We start from the raw sequence: 23,386 nt of genomic DNA, 5'->3' as shown, positions 1-23,386 counted from the left end.
TCCTCCGTTCCCTTCCGCTACCAGACGTAGGCGAGGACTTCCCCACCCACGCCCTTCTTGCCGGCCTGCTTGTCGGTGAGGAGCCCGTGGGACGTGGAGATGATCGCCACGCCGAGGCCGCCGAGCACCTTCGGCAGGTTGGTGGACTTCGCGTACACCCGGAGACCGGGCTTGGAGATCCGCTTGATACCCGCGATGGAGCGCTCACGGTTGGGGCCGAACTTCAGCTCCAGGACGAGGTTCTTGCCGACCTCGGCGTCCTCGACCTTCCAGCCCGTGATGAAGCCCTCCTGCTGGAGGATCTCCGCGATGTGCGACTTGATCTTGGACGCCGGCATCGTCACGGAGTCGTGGTACGCCGAGTTCGCGTTCCGCAGACGCGTAAGCATGTCTGCGATCGGATCAGTCATGGTCATGAATTGGCCTGTGGCCTCTCTCGCCGGGGTTTCCCGATGCGCCATCCCTCTCCCCGATCCGAGACGGGACGGGTGCGGCGCGGTGGACCTACGGCGTAGTAAGTCGTATGGGCGTCAGGCGCCCAACCCTCCAAGCCTAAGCCATGGAGAGGTGGGCACCTGACACTGCCCTTTACTTACCGAGAGCTTCAGGGAATCCCGAACTACGGGATTACCAGGAGCTCTTGGTCACGCCCGGCAGCTCGCCGCGGTGAGCCATCTCACGAAGGCACACACGGCACAGGCCGAACTTGCGGTACACGGAGTGCGGACGGCCACACCGCTGGCAGCGGGTGTACGCGCGCACGCCGAACTTCGGCTTACGAGCAGCCTTCGCGATCAGAGCCTTCTTCGCCATCTCGCTCACGCCTCCTTGAAGGGGAAGCCGAGGTGACGAAGGAGCGCACGGCCCTCAGCGTCGTTGGTCGCCGTGGTCACCACGGTGATGTCCATACCCCGGGTGCGGTCGATCTTGTCCTGGTCGATCTCGTGGAACATGACCTGCTCGGTGAGACCGAAGGTGTAGTTGCCACGGCCGTCGAACTGCTTGGGGGACAGGCCGCGGAAGTCGCGGATGCGCGGCAGCGCGAGCGACAGGGTGCGGTCCAGGAACTCCCACATGCGGTCGCCACGGAGCGTGACGTGGGCACCGATCGGCTGGCCCTCACGCAGCTTGAACTGCGCGATGGACTTGCGGGCCTTGGTGACGGCCGGCTTCTGACCGGTGATGGTGGTCAGGTCGCGGATCGCACCCTCGATGAGCTTCGAGTCACGGGCGGCGTCACCGACACCCATGTTGACCACGATCTTCACGAGGCCGGGGATCTGCATGACGTTCTCGTACTTGAACTCGTCACGCAGCTTGCCCGCGATCTCCTCGCGGTACTTCGTCTTGAGACGCGGAGTGGTGGTGGTAGCCATCAGATGTCCTCACCCGTCCGCTTGGCAACGCGGATCTTGTTGCCCTCGTCGTCGAAGCGGTAACCGACGCGGGTCACGACCTTCTTGCCGTCCTTCTCCACGACGAGCGATACGTTGCTCACGTGAATCGGGGCCTCGGTGGTGACGATGCCGCCGGCCTGCGAACCGCGAGCGGTCGGACCGGCCTTGGTGTGCTTCTTGACCCGGTTGACACCCTCGACCAGGACGCGGTCCTCGCGGGGGAAGGCCGCGATGACCTTGCCCTGCTTGCCCTTGTCCTTACCGGTGATGACCTGGACCAGGTCGCCCTTCTTGATCTTCATGCTTACAGCACCTCCGGCGCGAGCGAGATGATCTTCATGAACTTCTTCTCGCGCAGCTCACGGCCGACGGGGCCGAAGATACGGGTGCCGCGAGGGTCGCCGTCGTTCTTCAGAATGACGGCGGCGTTCTCGTCGAAGCGGATGTACGAGCCGTCCGGACGGCGGCGCTCCTTGACGGTGCGAACGATGACCGCCTTGACGACGTCACCCTTCTTCACGTTGCCACCGGGGATCGCGTCCTTGACGGTGGCGACGATGACGTCACCGATGCCCGCGTAGCGGCGACCGGAGCCACCGAGCACACGGATGCAAAGGATCTCCTTCGCACCAGTGTTGTCGGCGACGCGCAGTCGCGACTCCTGCTGGATCACGTCTTTCTCCTGTGTGTCTGCCGGTTCCCGGCAGGGGCCGCCTCCTTACGAAGGGAGCCCCTGCCGAGCCTGGCGGAACTGGCCTGCGAGGCAACTGCCCCGCAGGGATTGCTACTTGGCCTTCTCGAGGATCTCGACGACGCGCCAGCGCTTGGTCGCCGACAGCGGACGGGTCTCCATCAGAAGAACCCGGTCGCCAACGCCGGCGGCGTTCTGCTCGTCGTGCGCCTTGAGCTTGTTCGTACGGCGGATGACCTTGCCGTACAGCGCGTGCTTGACGCGGTCCTCGACGGCGACGACGACGGTCTTGTCCATCTTGTCGCTGACGACGTAACCCTCACGGGTCTTGCGGAAGCCGCGCGCTTCTACCGTCTGCTCAGTCACGTTGTTCTCGCTCATCAGGCGTTCTCCACCGTTTCGATGCCCAGCTCACGCTCGCGCATCAGGGTGTAGATCCGCGCGATGTCCTTGCGGACCGCCTTCAGACGGCCATGGTTCTCAAGCTGGCCCGTCGCCGCCTGGAAGCGGAGGTTGAACAGCTCTTCCTTGGCCTCGCGGAGCTTCGCCAGAAGCTCCTCGTTGCCCAGCTCGCGCAGCTCGGACGCCTTGGTACCGGCCGACATCACGCTTCACCTGCCTCGCGCTTGACGATCCGGCACTTCATCGGCAGCTTGTGGGCCGCACGGGTCAGCGCCTCACGGGCGATCTTCTCGTTGGGGTACGACAGCTCGAACATCACGCGTCCGGGCTTGACGTTGGCGATCCACCACTCGGGAGAACCCTTACCGGAACCCATGCGGGTCTCGGCGGGCTTCTTGGTGAGCGGACGGTCCGGGTAGATGTTGATCCAGACCTTGCCACCACGCTTGATGTGACGCGTCATGGCGATACGAGCGGCCTCGATCTGACGGTTCGTCACGTACGCCGGGGTGAGCGCCTGGATGCCGTACTCGCCGAACGCGACCGTCGTGCCACCCTTGGCGGCGCCGTCGCGCTTGGGGTGGTGCTGCTTGCGGTGCTTGACCCTACGGGGGATCAGCATGTCGGTCAGGCCTCCGTTCCGGTGCTCTCAGCCGGAGCAGCGGCGGGCGCCTCGGCCTGGGGGGCCTCGGCGGCGGGAGCCTGCTGCTGCGGCTTGCGACCGCGCCGCTCGCCACCACGGCCACCACGGGCCGGGCGGTCGCCGGCGCCACCACGGGCCGGGCGGTTGCCGGCGCGGGCAGCTGCGTTCTCGGCGCGGACCTCGGCGATGTTCTTGACGTCGCCCTTGTAGATCCAGACCTTCACACCGATGCGGCCGAAGGTCGTCTTGGCCTCGAAGAAGCCGTAGTCCACGTTCGCGCGGAGCGTGTGCAGGGGCACACGGCCCTCGCGGTAGAACTCCGAGCGGGACATCTCGGCGCCACCGAGGCGGCCACCGCACTGGATCTTGATGCCCTTGGCGCCGGCCTTCATGGCGGACTGCATGCTCTTGCGCATGGCCCGACGGAAGGAGACACGGGAGGAGAGCTGCTCGGCGACGGCCTGGGCCACCAGCTGAGCGTCCGTCTCCGGGTTCTTGACCTCAAGGATGTTCAGCTGGACCTGCTTGCCGGTCAGCTTCTCCAGGTCACCGCGGATACGGTCGGCCTCGGCGCCGCGGCGGCCGATGACGATGCCGGGACGAGCGGTGTGGATGTCCACACGGACACGGTCACGGGTGCGCTCGATCTCCACCTTCGAGATACCGGCGCGCTCCATGCCGGACGTCATCATCCGACGGATGGCGACGTCTTCCTTGACGTAGTCCTTGTACAGCTTGTCGGCGTACCAACGCGACTTGAAGTCGGTCGTGACACCGAGCCGGAACCCATGCGGGTTTACCTTCTGGCCCATTACCGGGTTCCTTCCTTGCTGCTGACGACCACGGTGATGTGGCTGGTCCGCTTGCGGATCCGGTAGGCACGGCCCTGGGCACGCGGCCGGAACCGCTTCAGGGTCGGACCCTCGTCGACGAACGCCTCGCTGATGAACAGCGAGGAGGCGTCCGTGTGGTCGTAGTTGTGCGCGGCGTTGGCGATGGCGCTGTCGAGCACCTTGCCGACGGGCACGGAGGCTGCCTGCGGAGCGAATCGCAGAACAGCCTGAGCCTCCGTGGCGTCCATGCCACGGATAAGGTCCACCACGCGGCGGGCCTTCATGGGCGTGACGCGGATGTACCGCGCCTGGGCCCTGGCTTCCATGGTTGTCCCTTCAGTTACTTACGTGTCTGAATGCGATCCGCTACTAGCGGCGCTTCGACTTCCGGTCTTCCTTGACGTGACCCCGGAAGGTGCGCGTCGGCGAGAACTCGCCGAGCTTGTGGCCGACCATCGACTCGGTGACGAACACCGGGATGTGGGTCTTGCCGTTGTGCACCGCGATCGTGTGGCCGAGCATGGCCGGGACGATCATGGAGCGACGGGACCAGGTCTTGATGACGTTCTTGGTGCCGGCTTCGTTCTGGGCGTCCACCTTCTTGATCAGGTGGTCGTCGACGAAGGGCCCCTTCTTGAGACTGCGCGGCATCTGAACCCGCTCCTAGCGCTTCTTGTTCGTCTTGCGGCGGCGGACGATGTACTTGTTCGACGCCTTCTTGGGCGAACGAGTACGACCTTCCTTCTGACCCCAGGGGCTGACCGGGTGGCGACCACCGGAGGTCTTGCCCTCACCACCACCGTGGGGGTGGTCAACCGGGTTCATCGCCACACCGCGAACGGTCGGGCGGACGCCCAGCCAGCGCTTGCGGCCGGCCTTGCCCCAGTTGATGTTGCTCTGCTCGGCGTTGCCGACCTCGCCGACGGTGGCGCGGCAGCGCACGTCGACCAGGCGGATCTCACCGGAGGGCATGCGGAGGTGGGCGTAGGCGCCCTCCTTCGCGAGCAGCTGCACGGAGGCACCGGCGGAGCGGGCGAACTTGGCACCGCCACCGGGACGGAGCTCGATCGCGTGGATCGTGGTACCGACCGGGATGTTGCGCAGCGCCAGGTTGTTGCCCGGCTTGATGTCGGCCCCGGGACCGTTCTCGACGCGGTCGCCCTGCTGCAGGTTGCGCGGGGCGAGGATGTAGCGCTTCTCGCCGTCGGCGTAGTGCAGCAGCGCGATGCGCGCGGTGCGGTTGGGGTCGTACTCGATGTGCGCGACCTTCGCCGGCACGCCGTCCTTGTCGTGACGACGGAAGTCGATCACGCGGTAGGCGCGCTTGTGGCCACCACCCTGGTGGCGGACGGTCACACGACCGGAGTTGTTACGGCCACCCTTGCTGTGCAGGGGGCGGACCAACGACTTCTCCGGCGTGGACCGCGTGACCTCGACGAAGTCGGCGACGCTGGAGCCGCGGCGGCCCGGCGTAGTCGGCTTGTACTTGCGGATTCCCATTGTCTCTCAGTCCTCGGAAATTTCCCGATTATCTGGACGATCCGGACCGCCCTCAGGCGGTCGGACCGCCGAAGATGTCGATACGGTCGCCCTCGGCGAGGGTCACGATCGCGCGCTTGGTGGCGGAGCGCTGGCCGTAGCCCGTGCGGGTCCGCTTGCGCTTGCCCTGGCGGTTGATCGTGTTGACGCCCGTGACCTTGACCGAGAAGACCGCCTGGACGGCCTGCTTGATCTGGGTCTTGTTGGCGCCCGGCGCGACGATGAAGGTGTACTTGCCCTCGTCGAGCAGCGCGTAGCTCTTCTCCGACACGACCGGCTTCAGCAGCACGTCACGGGGGTCCGTGAACGCCTTGCTGGGCGCGGTGACGACGGTGTTCTTGCCCTCGGTGGCGTGACGACGCGCCTTGGCGACGCGCGCGGCCTTGGCGGCCTTGGCCGCCTTGGAGGCGATGGAGGGGTGACGGATGGCCATCAGACCTCAGTCCCTTCGGTGTCGGTGGCCTTGTTCGGGCCGGACACGAAGGACTCCAGGGCGCCCTGGGTGAAGACCACATCGTCCGAGACGATCACGTCGTACGTGTTCAGCTGGCCCGGCTCCAGGATGTGGACCTGGGGCAGGTTGCGGGCGGAGAGCCACGCGGCCTCGTCGGCACGCTCGACGACCAGGAGCAGGTTCTTGCGCTCCGAGATCTTGCCGAACAGCGACTTGGCGGCCTTGGTGGACGGGGTCTCGCCCTCGATCACGCCGGTGACGACGTGGATGCGGTTGTGGCGGGCCCGGTCGGTGAGGGCGTGGCGCAGGGCCGCGGCCTTCATCTTCTTCGGGGTCCGCTGGGAGTAGTCACGCGGCACGGGACCGTGCACGACGCCACCGCCGGCGAACTGCGGGGCGCGGGTCGAACCCTGACGGGCGCGGCCGGTGCCCTTCTGGCGGTACGGCTTCTTGCCGCCACCACGGACTTCGCCGCGGGTCTTGGTCTTGTGCGTGCCCTGGCGGGCAGCCGCGTTCTGCGCGACGACGACCTGGTGGATCAGCGGGATGCTGACCTTCTCCACGCCGAAGATCTCCGCGGGGAGTTCGACGCTTCCGGTCTTCTCGCCGGCAGGCGAAAGGATGTCAACAGTGCTCATCGGTACCTCAGGCCCCCTTGGCCGCGGTGCGGACCAGGACGAGGCCGCCGTTCGGACCGGGAACCGCGCCCTTGATGAGCAGCAGACCCTTCTCCGCGTCAACGGCGTGGACGGTCAGGTTCTGGGTGGTGACCCGCTCGTTGCCCATGCGACCCGCCATGCGGAGGCCCTTGAACACGCGGCCCGGGGTGGCGCAGCCACCGATGGAACCGGGCGAGCGGTGCTTGCGCTGAACGCCGTGACCGGCGCCGAGGCCACGGAAGTTGTGGCGCTTCATGACACCGGCGAAGCCCTTGCCCTTGCTCTTGCCGGTCACGTCGACCTTCACACCGGCCTCGAACACCTCGGCGGTGATCTCCTGGCCCAGCGTGTACTCGGAGGCGTCCGCGGTGCGGATCTCGACGAGGTGGCGACGGGGGGTGACGTCGGCCTTGGCGAAGTGGCCCTTGAGGGGCTTGTTCACCTTGCGCGGGTCGATCTCGCCGAAGGCGATCTGAACGGACTCGTAGCCGTCCACGTCATTCGTGCGGACCTGGGTGACGACGTTGGGGCCGGCCTTGACGACGGTGACCGGAACAACGCGGTTGTTCTCGTCCCACACCTGCGTCATGCCGAGCTTCTCGCCCAGGATGCCCTTGATCTGCTTGGTCATTCTCAGCCCACCAGCCTCAGAGCTTGATCTCGATGTCGACACCGGCCGGGAGGTCGAGTCGCATCAGAGAGTCAACGGTCTTGGGGGTCGGGTCGAGGATGTCGATCAGGCGCTTGTGTGTGCGCATCTCGAAGTGCTCGCGCGAGTCCTTGTACTTGTGCGGCGACTTGATGACGCAGTACACGTTCTTCTCAGTGGGCAGCGGCACCGGGCCCGCGACCGACGCACCAGTGCGGGTCACCGTCTCGACGATCTTCTTCGCCGAGGAGTCGATGACCTCGTGGTCGTAGGCCTTGAGCCGGATGCGGATCTTCTGTCCCGCCATGGCTACTCAGTAGTCCTGTCTCTCAACGCTCTGGAACCCGGTGGTCCCTTGCTCTCCTCCGACCCACGCGGTCGGGCGTGTCGCGCTCCCGCTGACACAGATGCCCCTTGTTCGAGCATCCCTTGCCTGGGAACACGGCCCTTTCGGAACCGCTGGGCCGGGGGCGCCGCGTCCGACGTGCTCACGCGTGGTCCCACCGGATGCCTGGCCGGTGCCGCACCGCACTTCCCGGAAGATTCCCGTACGTCCGCCCCAGCGCTGCCATGAGGCAGTTAAGGCGACGAGTACCGTGGGACTCGCTTCCAGTCCTCCCGGCGGGAGGCGCGCAGCATCAACACTCGACCGAGCAACCCCGCTAGTCTGCCACACGGCGGACCGCCTCCGCCAATCGAGCCGGAGACCTTACCCCGAGAGTGACCGAGGTCAAACCTGCCGGGGTCCGCACGGGGTTGACAAGGAGTCTCTCCAGGAGCGGGCGGGAGGGCCCATGGAGAACCCGGGGAGCTTCCGTGCGCTCTCGGCCGCACGACCCGAGATCCGTTCACACCGTCCCCCATCCCCTGTGCAATGATCATCCACCTATCTGACTTTGCAGGGGCACGACAAGGATGACCGGCTATTACAAGGTCGAGTTCGAGGCACTCGCCCGGCTCGTCATCGACCTCGCCGAATGCGCGGACGGTATGCGGTCCGCGATGCGAAGGATGAAGGACATCGGCCCCAAGGGCGCCGGCTCCGCCGACCTGGAGGAGGCCTGCGACGACTTCCAGGAGAAGTGGGGCCACGGCATCAAGCTGATCGCCGACGCCACGGGCGGCATCGCGGAGAAGGTCGCGCTCTCGGGCCGGCTCTACCAGGGGCTGGAGGACCAGGTCAGCGGACTCGTGGAGGCCGTCAGGACCGTCGACAAGTCCATGGGGGCCGACGGCCGGTGACGCACGACCTCATGGCCACGGCCGCGACCGGGGGCGACGCCGCGCCACCGGCGTTCCAGTTCCAGCTGCAACGGGAGTTCCACACCGTCCCGCTGGGCATCGGCGAGGACGCGGACGCCTTCGACGCACAGGTACGGCAGTTCGCGCGCGACTACTGGGGCGAGCGGGAGGAACTGGAGCCCCTGCGCAAGCTGACCAAGGCCATGTACGCGGCGAGCGCCCAGAACCTCGTCGCGGGCGGCGTCGTCCACAACGCGCTCGGCATCTTCCCCATCGGCGGCACGGCGGACGGCTCCGAACCCCCCGAGCGCATCAGCCGCGCCACGCTCACCGTCAGCGTGCGCACCGTGCGCAACCCCGACCCGCACTTCACCGCCGCGGGCATCGCGGAGTCCCTGGACAAGGCGGGCGACGGCAGCGAGGTCCAGCTCATCGCCCTCCCCGCCGGCCCCGCGGTCGTCCGGGTCGCCGGCTCCCGCGCGGTGTGGGAGCGGCCGGAGGACACGCCGGACGGCACGGGACAACCGGACGGGACGGGACGACCGGACGCCATGGGACAACCAGACCCGACGGGCCAACCGGACGGCACGGGACAACTGGAGCGGTACTTCGTCCGGATCGAGGTCTGGGTGCCGTTCCCCGGCGAGGACCGGCTGCTGCTGTTCTGCCTGAGCACATCCGATGTCGAGGACCTCTTCCGCTACCAGGCGATCCTCGCGGACATCGCCGACACCCTCACCTTCGGCGAGGCCGAGCCGCCCCCGGCCGCCGAGGAGGCCGCCCCGCCCGCCCCTTCCGCGTCCCCCTTCGCCTCCTACTGATCGCGTCGAGGAGATCGTCCCGATGAAACCGCAGACGGCACAGACGTACGACGCGCTCGGCTTCGACCCCGCGCCCGGTGTTCCGGCCTCGGTGCACCAGCTGGTCACCGCGCTCAGCAGCGCGGGCAAGCAGCTCCACGACGTCCAGGGGGCCCTCAGCCGACTGGGGAGGACGGACGGCTCATGGGTGGGCGAAGCGGCGTCCGCCTTCGCCAAGAAGACGGACGCACTGCCGAGGCATCTGGCGACCGGCCACGACTCGCTGACCGAGGCCGCGCACGCGCTGCGTACCTGGGAAGGGCAGCTGACGGACTTCCAGAGGCTGGCGCGCAACTACGAACACGAGGCCGAGGCGGCCGAGCAGGCACTGGCTCAGGCCCGGAACAACCCGGACCTGAACCTCGCGGGCCAGTTCTTCGACACGGAGGAGAACCTGCGGAACGCGCAGCTGCGCCTGGACAACGCGACGCGACGCGTCAACGAGGCGAGCGAGGACCTGGACGCGGTCCTCAAGAAGGCGCGGGAGCTGTCGCAGGACCACCAGGCGGCGGCGCGCACCGCCGCCGACCTGATCCGCAGGGCGTCCGAGGCAGCGCCGGACGAATCCCTGCTCGACATGCTCGTCGACGCCATCGCGGGCCTCGGCGAGCGGATCAAGGGTCTCGCGGGCGACCTGTGGGACTGGATCAAGAAACACGCGGACACGATCTACCAGATCGGTGACTGGCTCGGTTACGCCAGCGCCCTGTGCGATGTCCTCGCGATCGCCTTCTCGGAGACCATCATCGGCGCCGTCGTCTTCGAGGCCATCGGCATGGTCCTCAACGGCGGGGCCCTGCTCTTCCACGGCGTCGGCTGGGCGGCCGGGGCGAAGAAGGGCAGCTGGACGGATATCGGCCTGGACCTGGTGGGCTTCCTCCCGTTCGGCGATCTGCTGCGGCTGGGGAAGGTGGGCTGGGGGACGCTCGCGGGTGTCAAGATCCCCATGGAGGTCGCGGACTTCGGAGCCAAGGCCGCCGACTCCTGGAAACGCGCGGAGAACATCATCGAGCACGTCGGGCGGACCGCGAGGCTCAACTCCGACCCGGAGAAGTGGGTGAAGCCGCTCCACACCGTCCTCGGCCGCCCGGCAGACGTGATCCCCATCACCGCGGGCAACTTGGCGGACCGCTTCAGAGTCGCCGTGGCCAAGGAATTCGGTGACTACAACCTGTACAAACATGGCACACGGATTTCGGACATCGGCTTTCAACAGGTGATGCCCGACCTGATCGAGAACACTCCGCTGGCCCGCATCCCCGCGCTCGCGGACTCGGTCAAGCCGATCCTGTCGGACTCGGGCGAGACGATCGGCCGCTACATCGACCCCCGGTCCTGGACGGCGCGCGGCTACGAGATGGCGATGGGCTCGACGGACATCGCGAAGGAAACCGTACGGCTCGTCTCCGACGACGTTCAGTACACGTCGGAATGGGTTCATGAAGGGATCGACCAGGTCCAAGAGGCGACCGGCGATGTTCTCGGTCGTCTGGCGGACGCCAACCCGTGGGGATGACATCGTGCACCGAGTCCCGTCCTTTCCGTACCCGTTCAAGGTCTCCGTGGGTATGCCCGTTCCGGTGGCCGATCCGCAGTCACTGGGGCTGCCGCCCGACGCCGCCATGGGGTCGACGATCCAGCCGTGGCCCCAGTCCGACGCGACGGCCCCCGCACTGGCCCGGGTCTTCGCGTCCCGGTCGGGGCAGCCGGGGGTGCGCGAGGCGCCCTCGCCCTTCTGGATCGTCGACGGGCCGAGCGACGCGAGGTGGTGCTCGGTCCGGCCGGTGGCCCCGGACGTCCACGACGTCCATGCCGCCGACGGCACCCATCTGGGCACGGTCACCCGCCGCGCGGGCAGGGTCCTGCCCTGGCCGCGCCGTGTCCGCTGGTCGGTGCGGCTGACGGCCACTCCCCTGTCCGTCACGGGCAAGGAGGGCACCTGGTACGCGTGGTTCCTCTATGTGGCGCTGTCCCCCGTCCTTTTCCTCTTCGTGCTCTTCCTGCGGGTGGGCAGCTTCTTCGACGGGCAGCTGATGGAGGACTACAGCTTCCGCCCGGTCCGAACCCGTTGGCACCTCCGGGGCTACGGGATGGCCCTGGACTACCGGGGCATCGAGCAGATCTACCGCTTCGCCCCTCGGCTCCTGGACGCCCGCGTCGCCTACGCCTTGGCGGTCCTCCAGACCTGGCACGCCCGGGACAAGGACATGGCTCATCCGCCGAACCGGGGAGGCGCACCTGATCGCGACGGAGCCGAACGACGGATGCCCCGGGAAGAGGCCGTCTCGGCGGCAGCGCGCTTCCTGATGGCCGAGTGCTACCCGGACCGGCCGGATTCCGTCGTCATGCTTGCGGACACGGCCGTCGAATACGCCTACGGATGGACCGTACGGTTCGACTTCAGAGAGCACATCGAGACGGGAGACCCCGCGAAAGCCCCCTTCAGCTCCGTCGTGGTCGTACCTCGCGACGGGACACCCGTCCATTTCGCTCCGACGTTCCCCCCGCCCGAGACGTACATGATGACGCGCGCCATGGGCCTCCGGCCGCCGGGAACGGATGACGCCGCCTCGGCCTGACCGTCGTCCGGCTGAACCGTCGTCCGGCTGGACCGTCGTCCGGCTGGACCGTCGTGCGGCTCGATCGGAGTCGATCAGGCTCAGGCATCGGAATCGGTCAGTCCGGCTCCGACGTACGTTCCCGTGGCACCACCCAGAACCCCGCGCCCAGCACCAGTGCGAGGGCGGCCGGTACGAGGAGGACCGCGGCGGGGCGTACCGCCTGCTGGAGGAGCCACGCACCCAGCAGGCCGCCCGCGAACATGGCGGTGACCGAGGCGAGGCGGCGGGCCTCGTCGCGGCGGCCCGAGCCGATGCGGGAGTCGGCGAGCGGGGGAATGCCTCCGAGGAGCGAGGTCAGGGCGCGGGTGGAGAGGGTGGTGGGCACGTCCGGGACCCGGGCCCGGAGGGTGGTGATGTTGCGTACGCCCATGGCCGAGGCCACCAGGGCGATCACCGCGAAGTGGCGTCCGGTCAGCGGGCCGCCCTCCTCGTCGACACCCGTCCACCAGGCGACCAGGCCGCCGAGCCCCAGCAGCAGCGCCTCGGCGAGGAGCGCGGCCACGAACCAGCGGCGGCCGCGCAGGTCCATCCCGGTCTCCAGCCGGGAGCCGAGCACCGCGCCGGCCGCGAAGCCGACGACGGAGACGCCCGACGCGGCCGGTGACAGATCGGCGGCGCCGGTGAGCGCGAAGGAGAGAAAGAGGAGGTTCCCGGTCTGCACGGCCGTGAACACCGGCCCCAGCACCAGAAAGCTGACGGCCTCGATCATCCCGGTCGTCACCGTGAGCGCCACCATGACCGAGGTGAGCGCGACGCCCGCTCTGGGCTTCATGATCGGAGCCTAGGCCGCCGGTAATCCACTCGCCCCCCCACCAGCCCCGCTCCTACGCTGATCAGGTACGTCAGCAGCAACGGGGGAACGGCCGACATGCGTACGCACTATCCACGGACCCGGCATCTGCCCTGGTCCCCCGGCGCCACCGCCGACGATCTCCGGGTCACCGATCTGTCGGGGCTGCGTGGGCGCGAGGTCGTCGTCACCGAGAAGCTCGACGGTGAGAACACCACCCTCTACGCCGACGGTCTGCACGCCCGCTCCCTCGACTCGGCCCACCACCCCTCCCGTACCTGGGTCAAGGCCCTCCAGGCCCGGATCGGGCACGGCATCCCCGAGGGCTGGCGGGTGTGCGGGGAGAACATGTTCGCCCGCCACTCGCTCGCGTACGACGATCTGGAGAGCTGGTTCTACGGGTTCTCGGTGTGGGACGCGGACGGCCGCTGCCTGGACTGGGACCGGACGGTCGCCTTTCTGCACGGGCTCGGGGTGCCGGTGCCGCGTGTGCTGTGGCGGGGTGTGTTCGACGAGCGGGCGCTGAGGGCACTGCGGCTGAGTCCGGCGCGGCAGGAGGGGTACGTCGTCCGGGTCGTGGACGGTTTCGGCGCGGAGGAGTTCGGGGGGCGCGTGGCCAAGTGGGTGCGCGCCGGGCATGTACGGACGGATACGCACTGGATGCACGCGCCGGTCGTGGCGAACGGGCTGGGGCCGAGGGCGGCGTTGTGGGAGGTGCGTTCCGGTGCGGTCGTCGACGCGGCGGCGCTGGCGGAGGCCGTGGGGCTGCCCGGGGAGGGGGACCGGGATACCCTCGCCCGCTTCGATCCCGCGGGACGCACCGGGGACGACCGCCTCGTCGGCGTACTGGCCGCGCTGTTCCCTCACCACCAGCGCGCACGGCTCGCGGCGCGGCTCGCGCGGGCGCTCGGTATGCCGCTCGCGCGCCGGGTCGCCGACCTCGTGGGGCTGCACCCCGCGCTGCACCGGCCGTACCCGGACGAGGACCGTCGGGCCGGACTCGTACGACTGTCTTACGCCGCCGATCTCGGGCTGTTGCACGCGGTCGCCCGGGCCACGGCGGTGACGGACGAGGCGCATGAGCAGGTGGAGTGGTCGGCGTTGCACGCGGAGGATGTGCGGCGGCTGGACGAGGACGCGCTACAGCGGGCGTTCGTCGGGCTGTCGGATGACGCGGCTGTGCGCTGCCGGGCCGAGGCGCGGGAGGCGTACGCACGGGGGCGGATCGGCGGTTTCGGTGCCGGTGCTGATGCCGGCGCCGGTGTTGATGCCGGTGTCGGTGTTGATGCCGGTGTCGACGCGGTGGTCGAGGAGGCCGTGGCCGCGACCTGGCGGTGGCGGGCGGGTGGCTTCCCGAGGCTGGTGCAGATGGTCGGCCCGGCGGGGAGCGGGAAGAGCACGTTCGCGCGGGGGCTGGCGGGTGTGGACGCGTATGTCTCGCTGGACGATCTGCGGGAGGCGCGGGGCGCGCGGGCGGACCAGCGGGCCAACGCGGAGGTCCTGCGGACGGGCCTCGGACGCCTGGACGAGGCCCTGGCCGCCGGGGGAACGGTCGTCTGGGACGCCACGTCGCTCAACAAACAGCAGCGCTCGCTGGTGCACGGGATCGCCCATCGCCGCGACGCCCTGATCACCCATGCCGTGGTCCTGGTCGACGAGGACGAGTTGGTACGGCGCAACACCCACCGCGAGCATCCGGTGCCGCCGGAGGTGCTGACGGCCCAGCTGCGCCGCTTCGGGCCGCCGTACCCGGGCGACGCGCATCGCACCTGGTACATCGGGGCGAGCGGGACCATTGAGGAAGAGGTCTGAGAACGGTGCGTACGAGCGACGAGATCTACCACCGGGTGCGCTGGGACGCCCGCTTCGACCCGGCGCGCTTCGTGCTGGGCGTGATGCAGCGGGGTGCCGAGCCCAAGCGGGTGCCGCTGCCCGCGTTCGTGCCGGGCGGGGAGATCCCCTGGCACCGGGTGCTGTTCTTCGAGGCGGACGGCGAGGTGGTGTGGGACCGGGCCACGGGCGTGGACCGCATCGACGCGACGGACGCGGGGCGCGTACGGGAGGCCCGACTGCTCCGCGCGCCCTTCTTCACGGCGCGTACGCCCCATGCGTGGGACGGCAGCCACTGGGCGCCCGTACGCGCACCACGGCAGGGCGTACCCGGACCCGGCATACCCGGACCTGATGCCGCAGACCTACGGGTACTGACCTGGAACACCCTCTGGGACCGCTACGACGCCGACCGCATCGACAGCGCCCGACGCCGGCCCCTGCTGCTGCGGGCCCTGCGGGACGCCGACGTCGATGTGATCGCGTTGCAGGAGGTCGAGGCGGAGCTGGTCGCCGTGCTGCTGCGGGAACCCTGGGTCCGGGAGGGCTGGACCCTGGGGGGCGACCCGTACGGGCGGGATGTGGACGAGTGCGGTCTGCTGCTGTTGAGCCGGTTGCCGGTACGTGAGGCCGCGTTCCATGAGCTGGGGCCGCACAAGGCGGTGACGGCCGTGGTCCTGGAGACCGGCGGAAGGCTCACGGAGTCGGAGGCCCGCCCGCTCGTCGTCGCGGCGACGCACCTGAGCAGCGACCACTCCGCGAACGGCGCCGGCCGACGCGAGACCGAACTCGCCCAGATCGCCGAGGGTTTGGCGGCCCTGGCCCCCGACGCGCTCGATGTGCTCCTGCTCGGCGACTTCAACGACGGCACCGAAACACCCCAGCTGACGCTGGGTATGCGGGACGCGTGGAGCGAGACGCACGGCACCGACGACTCGACCCCGACCTTCGACCCGGGCGTCAACCCGCTGGCCGCGATCTCCTCCCTGTCGGGGCGGGCGTCACGACTGGACCGGGTGCTGCTGAGCGGGCAGGGCCTACGGGTACGACAGGCGGAGCTGTACGGGAACACCCCTACATCGGAGGGGCTGTACATCTCCGACCACTACGGCGTACGGGTAGGGGTGGAGCTGTCGACGGCCACACGCGAGTCCTGGGGGAAGGAGTCGGGCACCCTCGGCCGTCTCGACGCCCGGCCGACCGCCGTACCGCCCTTGCCTGGCTCCCTCCCGAGGAGCTGTGGCCACCACTGCAGGACATCCGCCGCGATCACGACCCCCAGATCCACCGCTGGCCCCCGCATGTGAACGTCCTCTTCGGCTTCGTACCGGAACACACCTTCGAGCAGGCGGCCCAGGTACTGGCGTCGGCGTTGAGCGAGGCGGCCCCCTTCGACGCCCGGCTGGAGGGAGTGCACTGGTTCGGCCACCGGGACGACGCGACCATCTGGCTCGACCCGGCGGCGGCGGACGAGACACCATGGGCCGACCTCCACCGCTCCCTCCTCCCCCGCTTCCCGCACTGCCGTGGCCGCCACGAGGGCTTCACCCCCCACCTGAGCCTCGGCCGCACCACCGACCCCAACACCCTGGCCGCCACCTGCGAGAAGCGGCTCACCCCGATGCCGGTCAGGGTCGGCGACCTGGCCCTGCTGTCCCGGCGGGGCGACGAGCCGATGCGGATACGGGCGAGGGTGACGCTGGGGACGGGGGAGGTCCGCTGGGCGGAGGAGGCGTCGGAGGCCGACATGGACACGGATGGCGTCCCGGACTGCGACGCGGCGGACCGGATCGCGCGCCGTGTCGCGGAGACGTTCCCCGAAGGTGTCGTACATGTGGTCGGTTCCCGGCGGATGGGCTGCGCACTGCCCGGTGCGGACGTGGACCTGGTGGCGGCCCTGCCCGGAACGGTCGAACTCACCGCCGTACAGGCGAAGTTGACCAACGCGCTCCCCGAGGCGACCGACGTACGAGAGGTCGTCGGTGCCCGCGTACCCGGCGTACGGCTGCGTCTGGACGGCCTGGATGTGGACCTGATGGTCGTACCCACCGGTTCCATGGCCCCCACGGAGGCGGTGGACCGCCGGGCGGAGCTGGGCGAGGCGGCGGCGGTGGCGCTGAGCGCGGTGAGCGACGCGGAGGCGGTACTGGCGTCGCTGGTCGCCCACAACAGCGCCCCTGCCCAGCCGACCGATGGGTCAGCCGGACCGCCCGACAGCTCGGCCTTCGCCCGACTGGCCGGGCAGGTCAAGGCATGGGCGAGGGCGAGGGGCCTGGACTCGGCCCCCTTCGGCGGCGTACCGGGCCTGGCCTGGTCGATCCTGGCGGCCCGCACCGTACAGGAAGCGGGCGAGTTGCCCCCGGCCGCTCTCCTCCGCCACTTCTTCGCGACGTGGGCGGCATGGGACTGGCGGAAGCCGGTGGCCCTGACGGACGACCCGCCCCACCGCCACGTGGCGTCCCTCCCGCTCACGATCACGACCCCGTCCGTCCCCATACGCCCCTGCACGGACCAGGTCACGTCAGGGATGCGCGACCTGATCACCCAAGAGCTCTTCCGGGCTTGGGAGTTGCTGGAGGCGACCGCGAACACGGACTCGTACCCAGGAGCCGAACTCCTCGCCCCACCCCCACTCCACCGCCGCCACGCGGCCTGGGCGGTGGTGACGGTGGCGCCGGGAGCGGACGAGGGCCGGGTGCGGGGAAGGGTGCGGGCCCTGATCACGGACCTGGCGGAGGAAGCCCCCGCCTGTCACGCCTGGCCCCGCCCCTTCACCACGCCCCCGGCCCCCACCCGTTACGCCATCGGCCTGGGCCCCACCCCACCGCCCGAGGACACGCTCGCCGCGATCGCGCGGCACCGACTGCGCGGCTTGGCGGGCGTCACACTGACGCGGGCGGAGGGCGGACAGATCCCGACGCTGTACTGAGAGCGCCGGGACAACAACTCAAACCGCAGGTCAGCGCACGTCGACGTAGTCGGCCGCGCTGGTGGCCGTCCCGGTGGTGGAGTTGCCGTAGTACACCCAGCGGAACGAACCGTCGGTCGAGGCGGTGACGGTGGTCTTCAGGGCACCCGTGCTACTGGTGGTGACCTTCTTGACCGCCTTGAAGGAGTTGGTCCCCTTGGCGCGGAACTGGAGGGTGACGGTACGGCCGCTGTAGGGGCCGAACTTGTCGGTGCTCCAGTTCGCCCGGGTCAGCTTGCCCGTCACGGTGATCTTCTTGCCCTTGACGACCGGTTCGGGCGCCGCGTTGGCGGTGACCTTGGCGGCGCGCTTGACCGCGACGGTGCCGGACCGGGTCTCGTACTCCTCGGCGATGAGCGGCCCGCTCTTCTTGAACGTGCGCAGCGCCACGGCGATCTTCCAGGTCGTGGCGTCACTGTTGGAGTCGACGCCGCGGTCCCACTTCGGGTCGATGTAGAGACCGCCCTCGCAGCGGGCCCGCTGCGAGTCGAGCTCGTAGCAGGTGTACGGGCCGTGCTCGATGTAGTTCTCCCCGCTCTCGGCCGCCTTCTTCGCGGTGGTGCCGTGGTAGAGGAAGGGGTGCGTGTCATAGCGGGACGGGTCAGCGGTGCTGTAGCCGGCCGGCAGCGTGACGAAGAAGGTGACGGGTGGCTCCACCACCTTCGACGTGCCGACCACGATCGGCTTGCCGTTGTTGATGACCAGGTTGGTCACCTTGATCCCGGTGTCCGCCGCCTGCGCCGCCGGCGCGTTCAGCACCGAGACCGCGAGCGCCCCCGCGAGCATGGCCACAGCCACGCTCCGTCTGCCTGTGTTCATTCACACCTGTCCTGAGGTGAGGGATACAAGGGCGGCAGATTACCGAATGACGCGCCCATGACCACCGCCGGGGCACGGCCCGCGCAGGCGTCGAGCACCACGAGAGAATCCGCGCACCGAACCCGCGCACCGAATGTGAACTCCCGGTCACAGCAGGTGAGTTCAGCCGGTAAGATCGAGCCGTGACGCGCTCACCGAGCGCGTCCTCCCTTCACTCCGGGCCCCCTCCTTCGGGGCCCGGCCCGACGAGAGCGGTCCCGGGACCTGGTATGGCCGCCTCACGTCGAAGGGAGGACGCCCTCGCATGGGCTGTCACGAGGAGCGGAAGCCGACTCTCGTCATCCGGCTGACCCGGCTGCTGCCGGAGCGGGCCGCGAAGCACGCGAGGAGGTGGCTGCTCTGGTGGCTCAGCAAGTAGCCGGATGCCCCCACACAAGTTAGGGGCATCCGACACGCTCTTGCCGAGCCGGGCCTCCGCCTGGATATACCGGATCCGGTGCGGGGGCCCACCTTGCGTTTGGCTCAGCAAGTAGCCGGATGCCCCCAGACAGGTTAGGGGCATCCGACACGCTCTTGCCGAGCCGGGCCTCCGCCCGGATATACGGTCCGGGCGGGTGCCCACCTTCGCCCAAGTACAGCACACCGCACGCACCGTCGGCAGCACGCTCACGTGAACCCACGGACCACCGAGACGGACGGCGCCCCCTTCCTACCGCCCCTCCGCCAACCCTTCCCGCAGTGCCCCGTACGCCGGCTTCCGCCCATACCCCTCGTCCATCGGGGTGGCCGCCCCCTGCCCCTCGAAGACCCCCGGCACCCACGAGTACCGGTCGGTGTACCCCCACACGGTGAAGGACGTGCAGCTCCCGGCGCCGAGGCAGGCGTCCAACAGGCCCCGGAAGTACGCGGCCTGGGTCGCGAGCTTCGTCTCATCGGCCGGCAGGATCATCCGTACGTCCACCTCCGTGAACGCCGTCCGCATCCCCAACTCCTCGAAGCGGGCCAGGTTCTCGGCGACCCGCGCGGGGAAGCCGTACTGGATCGCGAGGTGCCCCTGGGCGCCGAAGCCCTGCACGGGCACCCCCTCCGCCCGCAACCGTTTCGCCAGTTCGTAGTACGCCGTGGACTTCGCGTTGACGCCCTCCACGTTGTAGTCGTTCAGGAAGAGCGTGGCCTTGGGGTCGGCGGCGTGCGCCCAGCGGAACGCGTCGGCGATGTACGAGGGCCCCAGCTCACGCAGCCAGATCGAGTTCCGCAGGCTGCCGTCCTCCTCGAAGACCTCGTTCACCACGTCCCACTGCTGAATCCTCCCCTTGTACCGCTTCACCTCGGTCGTGATGTGGTCCCGGAGAATCCCGCGCAGCTCGGCCGGGCCGATGGACCCGTCCTCCACCCCGCTCGTCAGCCACCCCGGCAACTGGCTGTGCCACACCAGCGTGTGCCCCCGCACCACCTGCCCGTGCGCCCGCGCATGACGCACCAGTTCATCGGCCGCCTTCCAGTCGTAGACCCCTCGCCGCGGCTCCACCGACTCCCACTTCATGACGTTCTCGGCGGTCACCGAATTGAACTCCCGAGCGGTGGTTCCGCGGTACGTCGAGTCCTCCGCCAACGCCGTCATGTCGACGGCCGTACCGACGCGTAAACCGGCCCGGTCCGCCAGCGCCCTCAACGACGGGTCATGCGCCGCGGCGGGCCGCACAGCGCCCCCGATCACCAACAGCGTCCCGCTCAACAGCACGAGCGCGGGCATGCGGAAGCAATTCATGTACGGGTCCCTTCTCATCAGCGAATGCTGTGGCTCTCGTCAGCGAATGCGGTGACTCTCCAACGGCCCCAGATACGTCGGCGTCAACCCACCCGTGTCGATCACCAACCGCTGCAGCACCACCGTCGGATCGACCATCCAGAACGTCAGCCGATGCACACCGGGCCCGGCGATCCGGTGCCGGGTCGCCGTCACGTTGACGTTGTCCGAGGTGTTCCGCGCCCACTGCTTGTTCATGAGCCCGTCGTCGGCCCCGGTGACGGCGTTGATGTCGACGACCTTCACCTCATCGCCGTCGAACGACATCCCGTACCGCAGCCCACCCGTTGCGAGCGCCGGATTCCTCGGCGACACATACGCCCACACCGTCACCTCGGCACCCCCTTCCGGCACCGACAGCAGACTGACCTCGTACTCCAGCCGCGGACTCCCGGCCCCGCCCGGCGTCTGCCGAGCCGCGGTGACCGGCCACGGCATCACCCCGGCACCCGTACGCCCGATCCCCTCCACCCTCCGCCACCGCACCCGCCCGTCCCCCGACCCCACGGCCCGCAGGTGGTGCTCCGCGTCGATCGCCACATACCCTCCGGCCTCGACAAAGCCCTTCAACCCCCGGGTCACCTTCCCCGACGGCTTCTCCGCGACAGCCCGCACCGGCACCGAGGCCCCCGCCCCGCTCACCGTGAGCACACCCTCCGCCCCACCCCCCGGCACCCGCCCCCACTCCACCCGAACCCCCACCCGCACCTGCTCCTCGACCCGCCCCCGAGCCCGCTCCACCACCAGCCACGGCACCGACGACTCGATCCGGAAGTCGAAAGGCGTACGCCCCCGATTGAAGATCTCCACATACTGCTGAGGCCGCGTCTGATACGGGCTGAACACCGGAAGCACGGCCTCCACCGACCTCCCCGTCGCGCTCCCCGCCGCACCCCCCGGCCCGTCCTCCGCCGCATCCCCGGGCCACCACTGCCCCGCGTCCTCGGCCCCGTCCACGGCCACCCCCAACCCGGCCGCCTCCGGCACCTCGACCCTCCTCACCTTGGGAAAGATCTCGTCCGGCAGCGCCACGTTGTCCTTCTCCGGCTGCTGCCACCCGGCATTGGGGCCGTACCGCTCCACATCCCCGTACCCGATGTGCGGCTGGGTCTGGAAGCCCCGCCATTTGCCGCCCGCGACCTGGGAGTTGAAGCGTTCGGCGAGCGCGAAGTCCCGCGCGAGCCCCGCCTCCGCCTCCTCGGCGAACCGATTCGTCGCCGCCCGCCCCTGCGCGGCGTACAGCAGATTCTTGAACTCGGCCTCCCGCAGCCCGTACAGATTCGCCGTGGCCCCGACCGCGTACCCGACCAGTTCGAACCACGCGTCCCGCATCCGAGCCGGCAGCCGCCGCCCGATCCGCTCGGCCCGCCTCCCCAGCGCCCGCCACTCCTCGGTGACCCGCTCCAGCTCCCGGTGGCCGAAGTAGTAAGGGGTCTCCTGGTCGTCGTAGACGATCGCGCTCTCGTCCTTCGTCGGGTCCTTGGCCCCATCCACGGTGATCCGCCGGTTCAACAGCTCCGGCTTACGACGGGCCTGAAGCCGTCCGTACGCACTCAGCACCTCGGCGATCTCGTCGGCCACGCCCTCCCCGAAGTTCTGCCGGGCGAACCCCCGCTCCCACTCCCCCAGCTCCTCCAGGCCCCAACGCATGGGATTCCAGGCGAAGTTCAGAAAGAACTCGGTCGGCAGCTCGTTGCCCTTCAGATCACCGACGTTCGCCACCCACAGCCGGTGGTTCCCGTACGCGTCCGCCTCGTGGAGCTGCTCCCACAGATTGGCGAGGTTCGCCGTGTCGACCCACTTGTAGTTGCGCCCCACCCCCACGTAGTCGAAGTGGTAGTACAACCCGTAACCCCCAGGTCGTACGGGCTCCCCCGGGTCCGGATGCTTACGGATGTTCCCCCAGTTGTCATCCGTGAGGACGACGGTCACATCGTCCGGCACCCGAAGTCCGCGGTCCCAGTAGCGCTGGACCTCCTTGTACAGGGTCCACACCTGCGGTGTCTCCGATGCCGGCCGGCCCGTCACCTCCTCGATGATCTGCCGCTGGGTCGCGATGATCTCCTTCATCAGTTCGATGCCGTCACCGTCGGGGAGGCTCGTGTCGCCGTTGCCCCGCATACCGAGCGTGACCACGCCCTCGAAACCCTGATCCACCATGCGCTGGACACCGGCCCGCCAATACGCCTTGATGGCCTCCGCGTTGCGACGGTAGGACCACTCCCCGGTGCCGCCGTACGGGTCGTGCCCGGGCGACGCATGCCGGTTCCACTCCTCGATCCCCCGCATCATCGGCGCCTCATGAGACGTGCCCATGACAACCCCGTACTCGGAGGCCCGCCGATGGTTCTCCGGATCGTCCTCGGCGAAGGCCCGCCCCCACACCGCCGGCCAGACGTAGTTCCCCTTCAGCCGCAGCAACACCTCGAAGACCTTGGCCCAGAAGTCCGCGTTGAAGCCTCCGGGGTGCCCCGGCGCCTTCCCCGGCCCGAAGTACGCCGGCGCCCACGTCCCGAGCGCCGGGTTCTCGTCGTTGATGAAGATCCCCCGGTACTTCACGGCAGGCGTGCCCTGGCTGAAGCGACCCGGCCGTACGTACACCGCCGCCCGCCGCACCGGAGGCACGTCGTCCCACCAGTACCAGGGCGAGACCCCGAGCCCGTACGAGACGTCGTACACCCCGAAGACCGTCCCCCGGGGATCGCTCCCCGCGACGACGAACGCCCGCTCCACCCCCGCCATGGGCCGCTCGACCACGGTCTGCAACGAGGTCTCCCACTTCCCCCGCACCCCACCGACATCGAGTTTCCCGGCGGCGATCAGCCCGTCGATCAACGGACTCCGCCCGATGGTCCCCACCAGAACCACCTCCCGGGCCGCCGAACTCCCCGGCCGCACCCCGGTCACCCGCTCGATGTCGTCCCGCAGATCCCCCGCCACCCGTACGACTCCGGGATGATCCTCAGGACTGACGACCACAGGGGCACCCACCAGCGGAAACCCACCGGGCACGGGCGCGAACGAGAGATACGCCCCGGGGTCGGTCACCCGTAGTCCCCCTACGACCTCCCCGTCGCCCCCGTCCTCCCCGTACGCCGTCCCCGGCAGCATCGGCAGCGCCACCACCCCGGCCCCCGCCCCGAGAACGGCCCTACGGCTGACGCGTCCAGACATGCCTCACC

At 69.2% G+C, this 23,386-nt stretch carries 25 protein-coding genes and 1 pseudogene; 6 read left to right on the top strand and 20 right to left on the bottom strand.

The window, feature by feature from the left end; translation table 11 throughout:
* Positions 1–17 precede the first annotated feature (17 nt).
* From rpsH to rpsJ, 16 genes are all read right to left on the bottom strand, one after another.
* The gene (gene rpsH / locus ACWD4G_RS23020) at positions 18–416 is read right to left on the bottom strand and encodes a 30S ribosomal protein S8 (RefSeq protein WP_007384075.1); all 399 of its coding nucleotides are present in this window, start codon (positions 414–416) and stop codon (positions 18–20) included.
* A 211-nt stretch (positions 417–627) separates the two neighbouring features.
* Positions 628–813, bottom strand: coding sequence for a type Z 30S ribosomal protein S14 (locus ACWD4G_RS23015; RefSeq protein WP_003956452.1), 186 nt, complete (start codon positions 811–813; stop codon positions 628–630).
* A gap of 5 nt (positions 814–818) precedes the next feature.
* Positions 819–1,376: a 50S ribosomal protein L5 gene (rplE, locus tag ACWD4G_RS23010; RefSeq protein ID WP_020135807.1), complete on the bottom strand. Its 558-nt coding sequence runs from the start codon at positions 1,374–1,376 to the stop codon at positions 819–821.
* Positions 1,376–1,699 carry a 50S ribosomal protein L24 gene (gene rplX / locus ACWD4G_RS23005; RefSeq protein WP_451296207.1) on the bottom strand — a complete coding sequence of 108 codons (324 nt, stop codon included), beginning with the start codon at positions 1,697–1,699 and terminating at the stop codon, positions 1,376–1,378. Before rplX ends, rplE begins: the two co-directional genes overlap by 1 nt.
* Positions 1,700–1,701: 2 nt before the next feature.
* Positions 1,702–2,070, bottom strand: a complete 369-nt coding sequence (gene rplN / locus ACWD4G_RS23000) for a 50S ribosomal protein L14 (RefSeq protein ID WP_003998823.1) — start codon at positions 2,068–2,070, stop codon at positions 1,702–1,704.
* Positions 2,071–2,181: 111 nt separating this feature from the next.
* Positions 2,182–2,469 carry a 30S ribosomal protein S17 gene (gene rpsQ / locus ACWD4G_RS22995; protein ID WP_451296205.1) on the bottom strand — a complete coding sequence of 96 codons (288 nt, stop codon included), beginning with the start codon at positions 2,467–2,469 and terminating at the stop codon, positions 2,182–2,184.
* Entirely contained in the window at positions 2,469–2,693 is a 225-nt protein-coding gene (rpmC, locus tag ACWD4G_RS22990; RefSeq protein WP_007494763.1) for a 50S ribosomal protein L29, read from the bottom strand. Before rpmC ends, rpsQ begins: the two co-directional genes overlap by 1 nt.
* Positions 2,693–3,112, bottom strand: coding sequence for a 50S ribosomal protein L16 (rplP, locus tag ACWD4G_RS22985; protein WP_103837549.1), 420 nt, complete (start codon positions 3,110–3,112; stop codon positions 2,693–2,695). Before rplP ends, rpmC begins: the two co-directional genes overlap by 1 nt.
* A gap of 5 nt (positions 3,113–3,117) precedes the next feature.
* Positions 3,118–3,945 carry a 30S ribosomal protein S3 gene (gene rpsC, locus ACWD4G_RS22980; RefSeq protein WP_240863444.1) on the bottom strand — a complete coding sequence of 276 codons (828 nt, stop codon included), beginning with the start codon at positions 3,943–3,945 and terminating at the stop codon, positions 3,118–3,120.
* Entirely contained in the window at positions 3,945–4,292 is a 348-nt protein-coding gene (gene rplV / locus ACWD4G_RS22975; RefSeq protein ID WP_030359020.1) for a 50S ribosomal protein L22, read from the bottom strand. Before rplV ends, rpsC begins: the two co-directional genes overlap by 1 nt.
* A 43-nt stretch (positions 4,293–4,335) precedes the next feature.
* A complete protein-coding gene (gene rpsS, locus ACWD4G_RS22970; RefSeq protein ID WP_004984529.1) occupies positions 4,336–4,617 on the bottom strand; it encodes a 30S ribosomal protein S19 in 282 nt (93 codons plus the stop codon).
* A gap of 12 nt (positions 4,618–4,629) precedes the next feature.
* A complete protein-coding gene (gene rplB, locus ACWD4G_RS22965; RefSeq protein ID WP_149825919.1) occupies positions 4,630–5,466 on the bottom strand; it encodes a 50S ribosomal protein L2 in 837 nt (278 codons plus the stop codon).
* A gap of 52 nt (positions 5,467–5,518) precedes the next feature.
* Complete coding sequence (rplW, locus tag ACWD4G_RS22960; protein WP_451296202.1) at positions 5,519–5,938, bottom strand: 50S ribosomal protein L23; 420 nt, start codon at positions 5,936–5,938, stop codon at positions 5,519–5,521.
* Positions 5,938–6,597, bottom strand: coding sequence for a 50S ribosomal protein L4 (gene rplD, locus ACWD4G_RS22955; protein WP_451296200.1), 660 nt, complete (start codon positions 6,595–6,597; stop codon positions 5,938–5,940). The genes rplW and rplD overlap by 1 nt, the downstream gene beginning before the upstream one ends.
* 7 nt (positions 6,598–6,604) lie before the next feature.
* Positions 6,605–7,249: a 50S ribosomal protein L3 gene (gene rplC / locus ACWD4G_RS22950; RefSeq protein WP_451296198.1), complete on the bottom strand. Its 645-nt coding sequence runs from the start codon at positions 7,247–7,249 to the stop codon at positions 6,605–6,607.
* A 16-nt stretch (positions 7,250–7,265) separates the two neighbouring features.
* Positions 7,266–7,574, bottom strand: coding sequence for a 30S ribosomal protein S10 (rpsJ, locus tag ACWD4G_RS22945; RefSeq protein ID WP_003948644.1), 309 nt, complete (start codon positions 7,572–7,574; stop codon positions 7,266–7,268).
* Between the two features lie 608 nt (positions 7,575–8,182).
* Here rpsJ and ACWD4G_RS22940 point away from each other — a divergent pair.
* The 4 genes from ACWD4G_RS22940 to ACWD4G_RS22925 are packed head-to-tail and all read left to right on the top strand — an operon-like array spanning position 8,183 to position 11,948.
* Positions 8,183–8,509, top strand: coding sequence for a hypothetical protein (locus tag ACWD4G_RS22940; protein ID WP_451296196.1), 327 nt, complete (start codon positions 8,183–8,185; stop codon positions 8,507–8,509).
* Positions 8,506–9,330 (top strand): hypothetical protein, encoded by an 825-nt coding sequence (locus ACWD4G_RS22935; protein WP_451296194.1) that lies wholly within the window; start codon positions 8,506–8,508, stop codon positions 9,328–9,330. The genes ACWD4G_RS22940 and ACWD4G_RS22935 overlap by 4 nt, the downstream gene beginning before the upstream one ends.
* A gap of 22 nt (positions 9,331–9,352) precedes the next feature.
* Entirely contained in the window at positions 9,353–10,885 is a 1,533-nt protein-coding gene (locus tag ACWD4G_RS22930; RefSeq protein WP_451296192.1) for a putative T7SS-secreted protein, read from the top strand.
* 52 nt (positions 10,886–10,937) lie between these two features.
* The gene (locus ACWD4G_RS22925; protein ID WP_451296190.1) at positions 10,938–11,948 is read left to right on the top strand and encodes a YrhB domain-containing protein; all 1,011 of its coding nucleotides are present in this window, start codon (positions 10,938–10,940) and stop codon (positions 11,946–11,948) included.
* A 97-nt stretch (positions 11,949–12,045) separates the two neighbouring features.
* Here ACWD4G_RS22925 and ACWD4G_RS22920 read toward each other — a convergent pair whose 3' ends face one another.
* Positions 12,046–12,762 carry a YoaK family protein gene (locus tag ACWD4G_RS22920; protein ID WP_451296188.1) on the bottom strand — a complete coding sequence of 239 codons (717 nt, stop codon included), beginning with the start codon at positions 12,760–12,762 and terminating at the stop codon, positions 12,046–12,048.
* A gap of 96 nt (positions 12,763–12,858) precedes the next feature.
* On the opposite strand from ACWD4G_RS22920, the gene ACWD4G_RS22915 reads away from it, so the two are divergent.
* Together ACWD4G_RS22915 and ACWD4G_RS22910 are read left to right on the top strand one after the other, a co-directional pair.
* Complete coding sequence (locus tag ACWD4G_RS22915) at positions 12,859–14,592, top strand: RNA ligase family protein (RefSeq protein ID WP_451296186.1); 1,734 nt, start codon at positions 12,859–12,861, stop codon at positions 14,590–14,592.
* 5 nt (positions 14,593–14,597) lie between these two features.
* A pseudogene (locus ACWD4G_RS22910) lies at positions 14,598–17,539 on the top strand (poly(A) polymerase).
* 30 nt (positions 17,540–17,569) lie between these two features.
* On the opposite strand, the gene ACWD4G_RS22905 reads toward ACWD4G_RS22910, so the two are convergent.
* The 3 genes from ACWD4G_RS22905 to ACWD4G_RS22895 all read right to left on the bottom strand — a co-directional run bounded on the left by ACWD4G_RS22905 (position 17,570) and on the right by ACWD4G_RS22895 (position 23,378).
* On the bottom strand, positions 17,570–18,397 hold the full coding sequence (locus tag ACWD4G_RS22905; RefSeq protein WP_451296184.1) for a hypothetical protein: 828 nt from the start codon (positions 18,395–18,397) through the stop codon (positions 17,570–17,572).
* Between the two features lie 709 nt (positions 18,398–19,106).
* On the bottom strand, positions 19,107–20,150 hold the full coding sequence (locus tag ACWD4G_RS22900; RefSeq protein ID WP_451296182.1) for an endo-1,4-beta-xylanase: 1,044 nt from the start codon (positions 20,148–20,150) through the stop codon (positions 19,107–19,109).
* 54 nt (positions 20,151–20,204) lie between these two features.
* Positions 20,205–23,378 (bottom strand): glycosyl hydrolase 115 family protein, encoded by a 3,174-nt coding sequence (locus ACWD4G_RS22895; protein WP_451296180.1) that lies wholly within the window; start codon positions 23,376–23,378, stop codon positions 20,205–20,207.
* Between the last annotated feature and the right edge of the window lie 8 nt (positions 23,379–23,386).

Source organism: Streptomyces sp. NPDC002643 (genome assembly GCF_053592555.1).
This window is presented reverse-complemented; position numbering and strand designations above follow the sequence as displayed.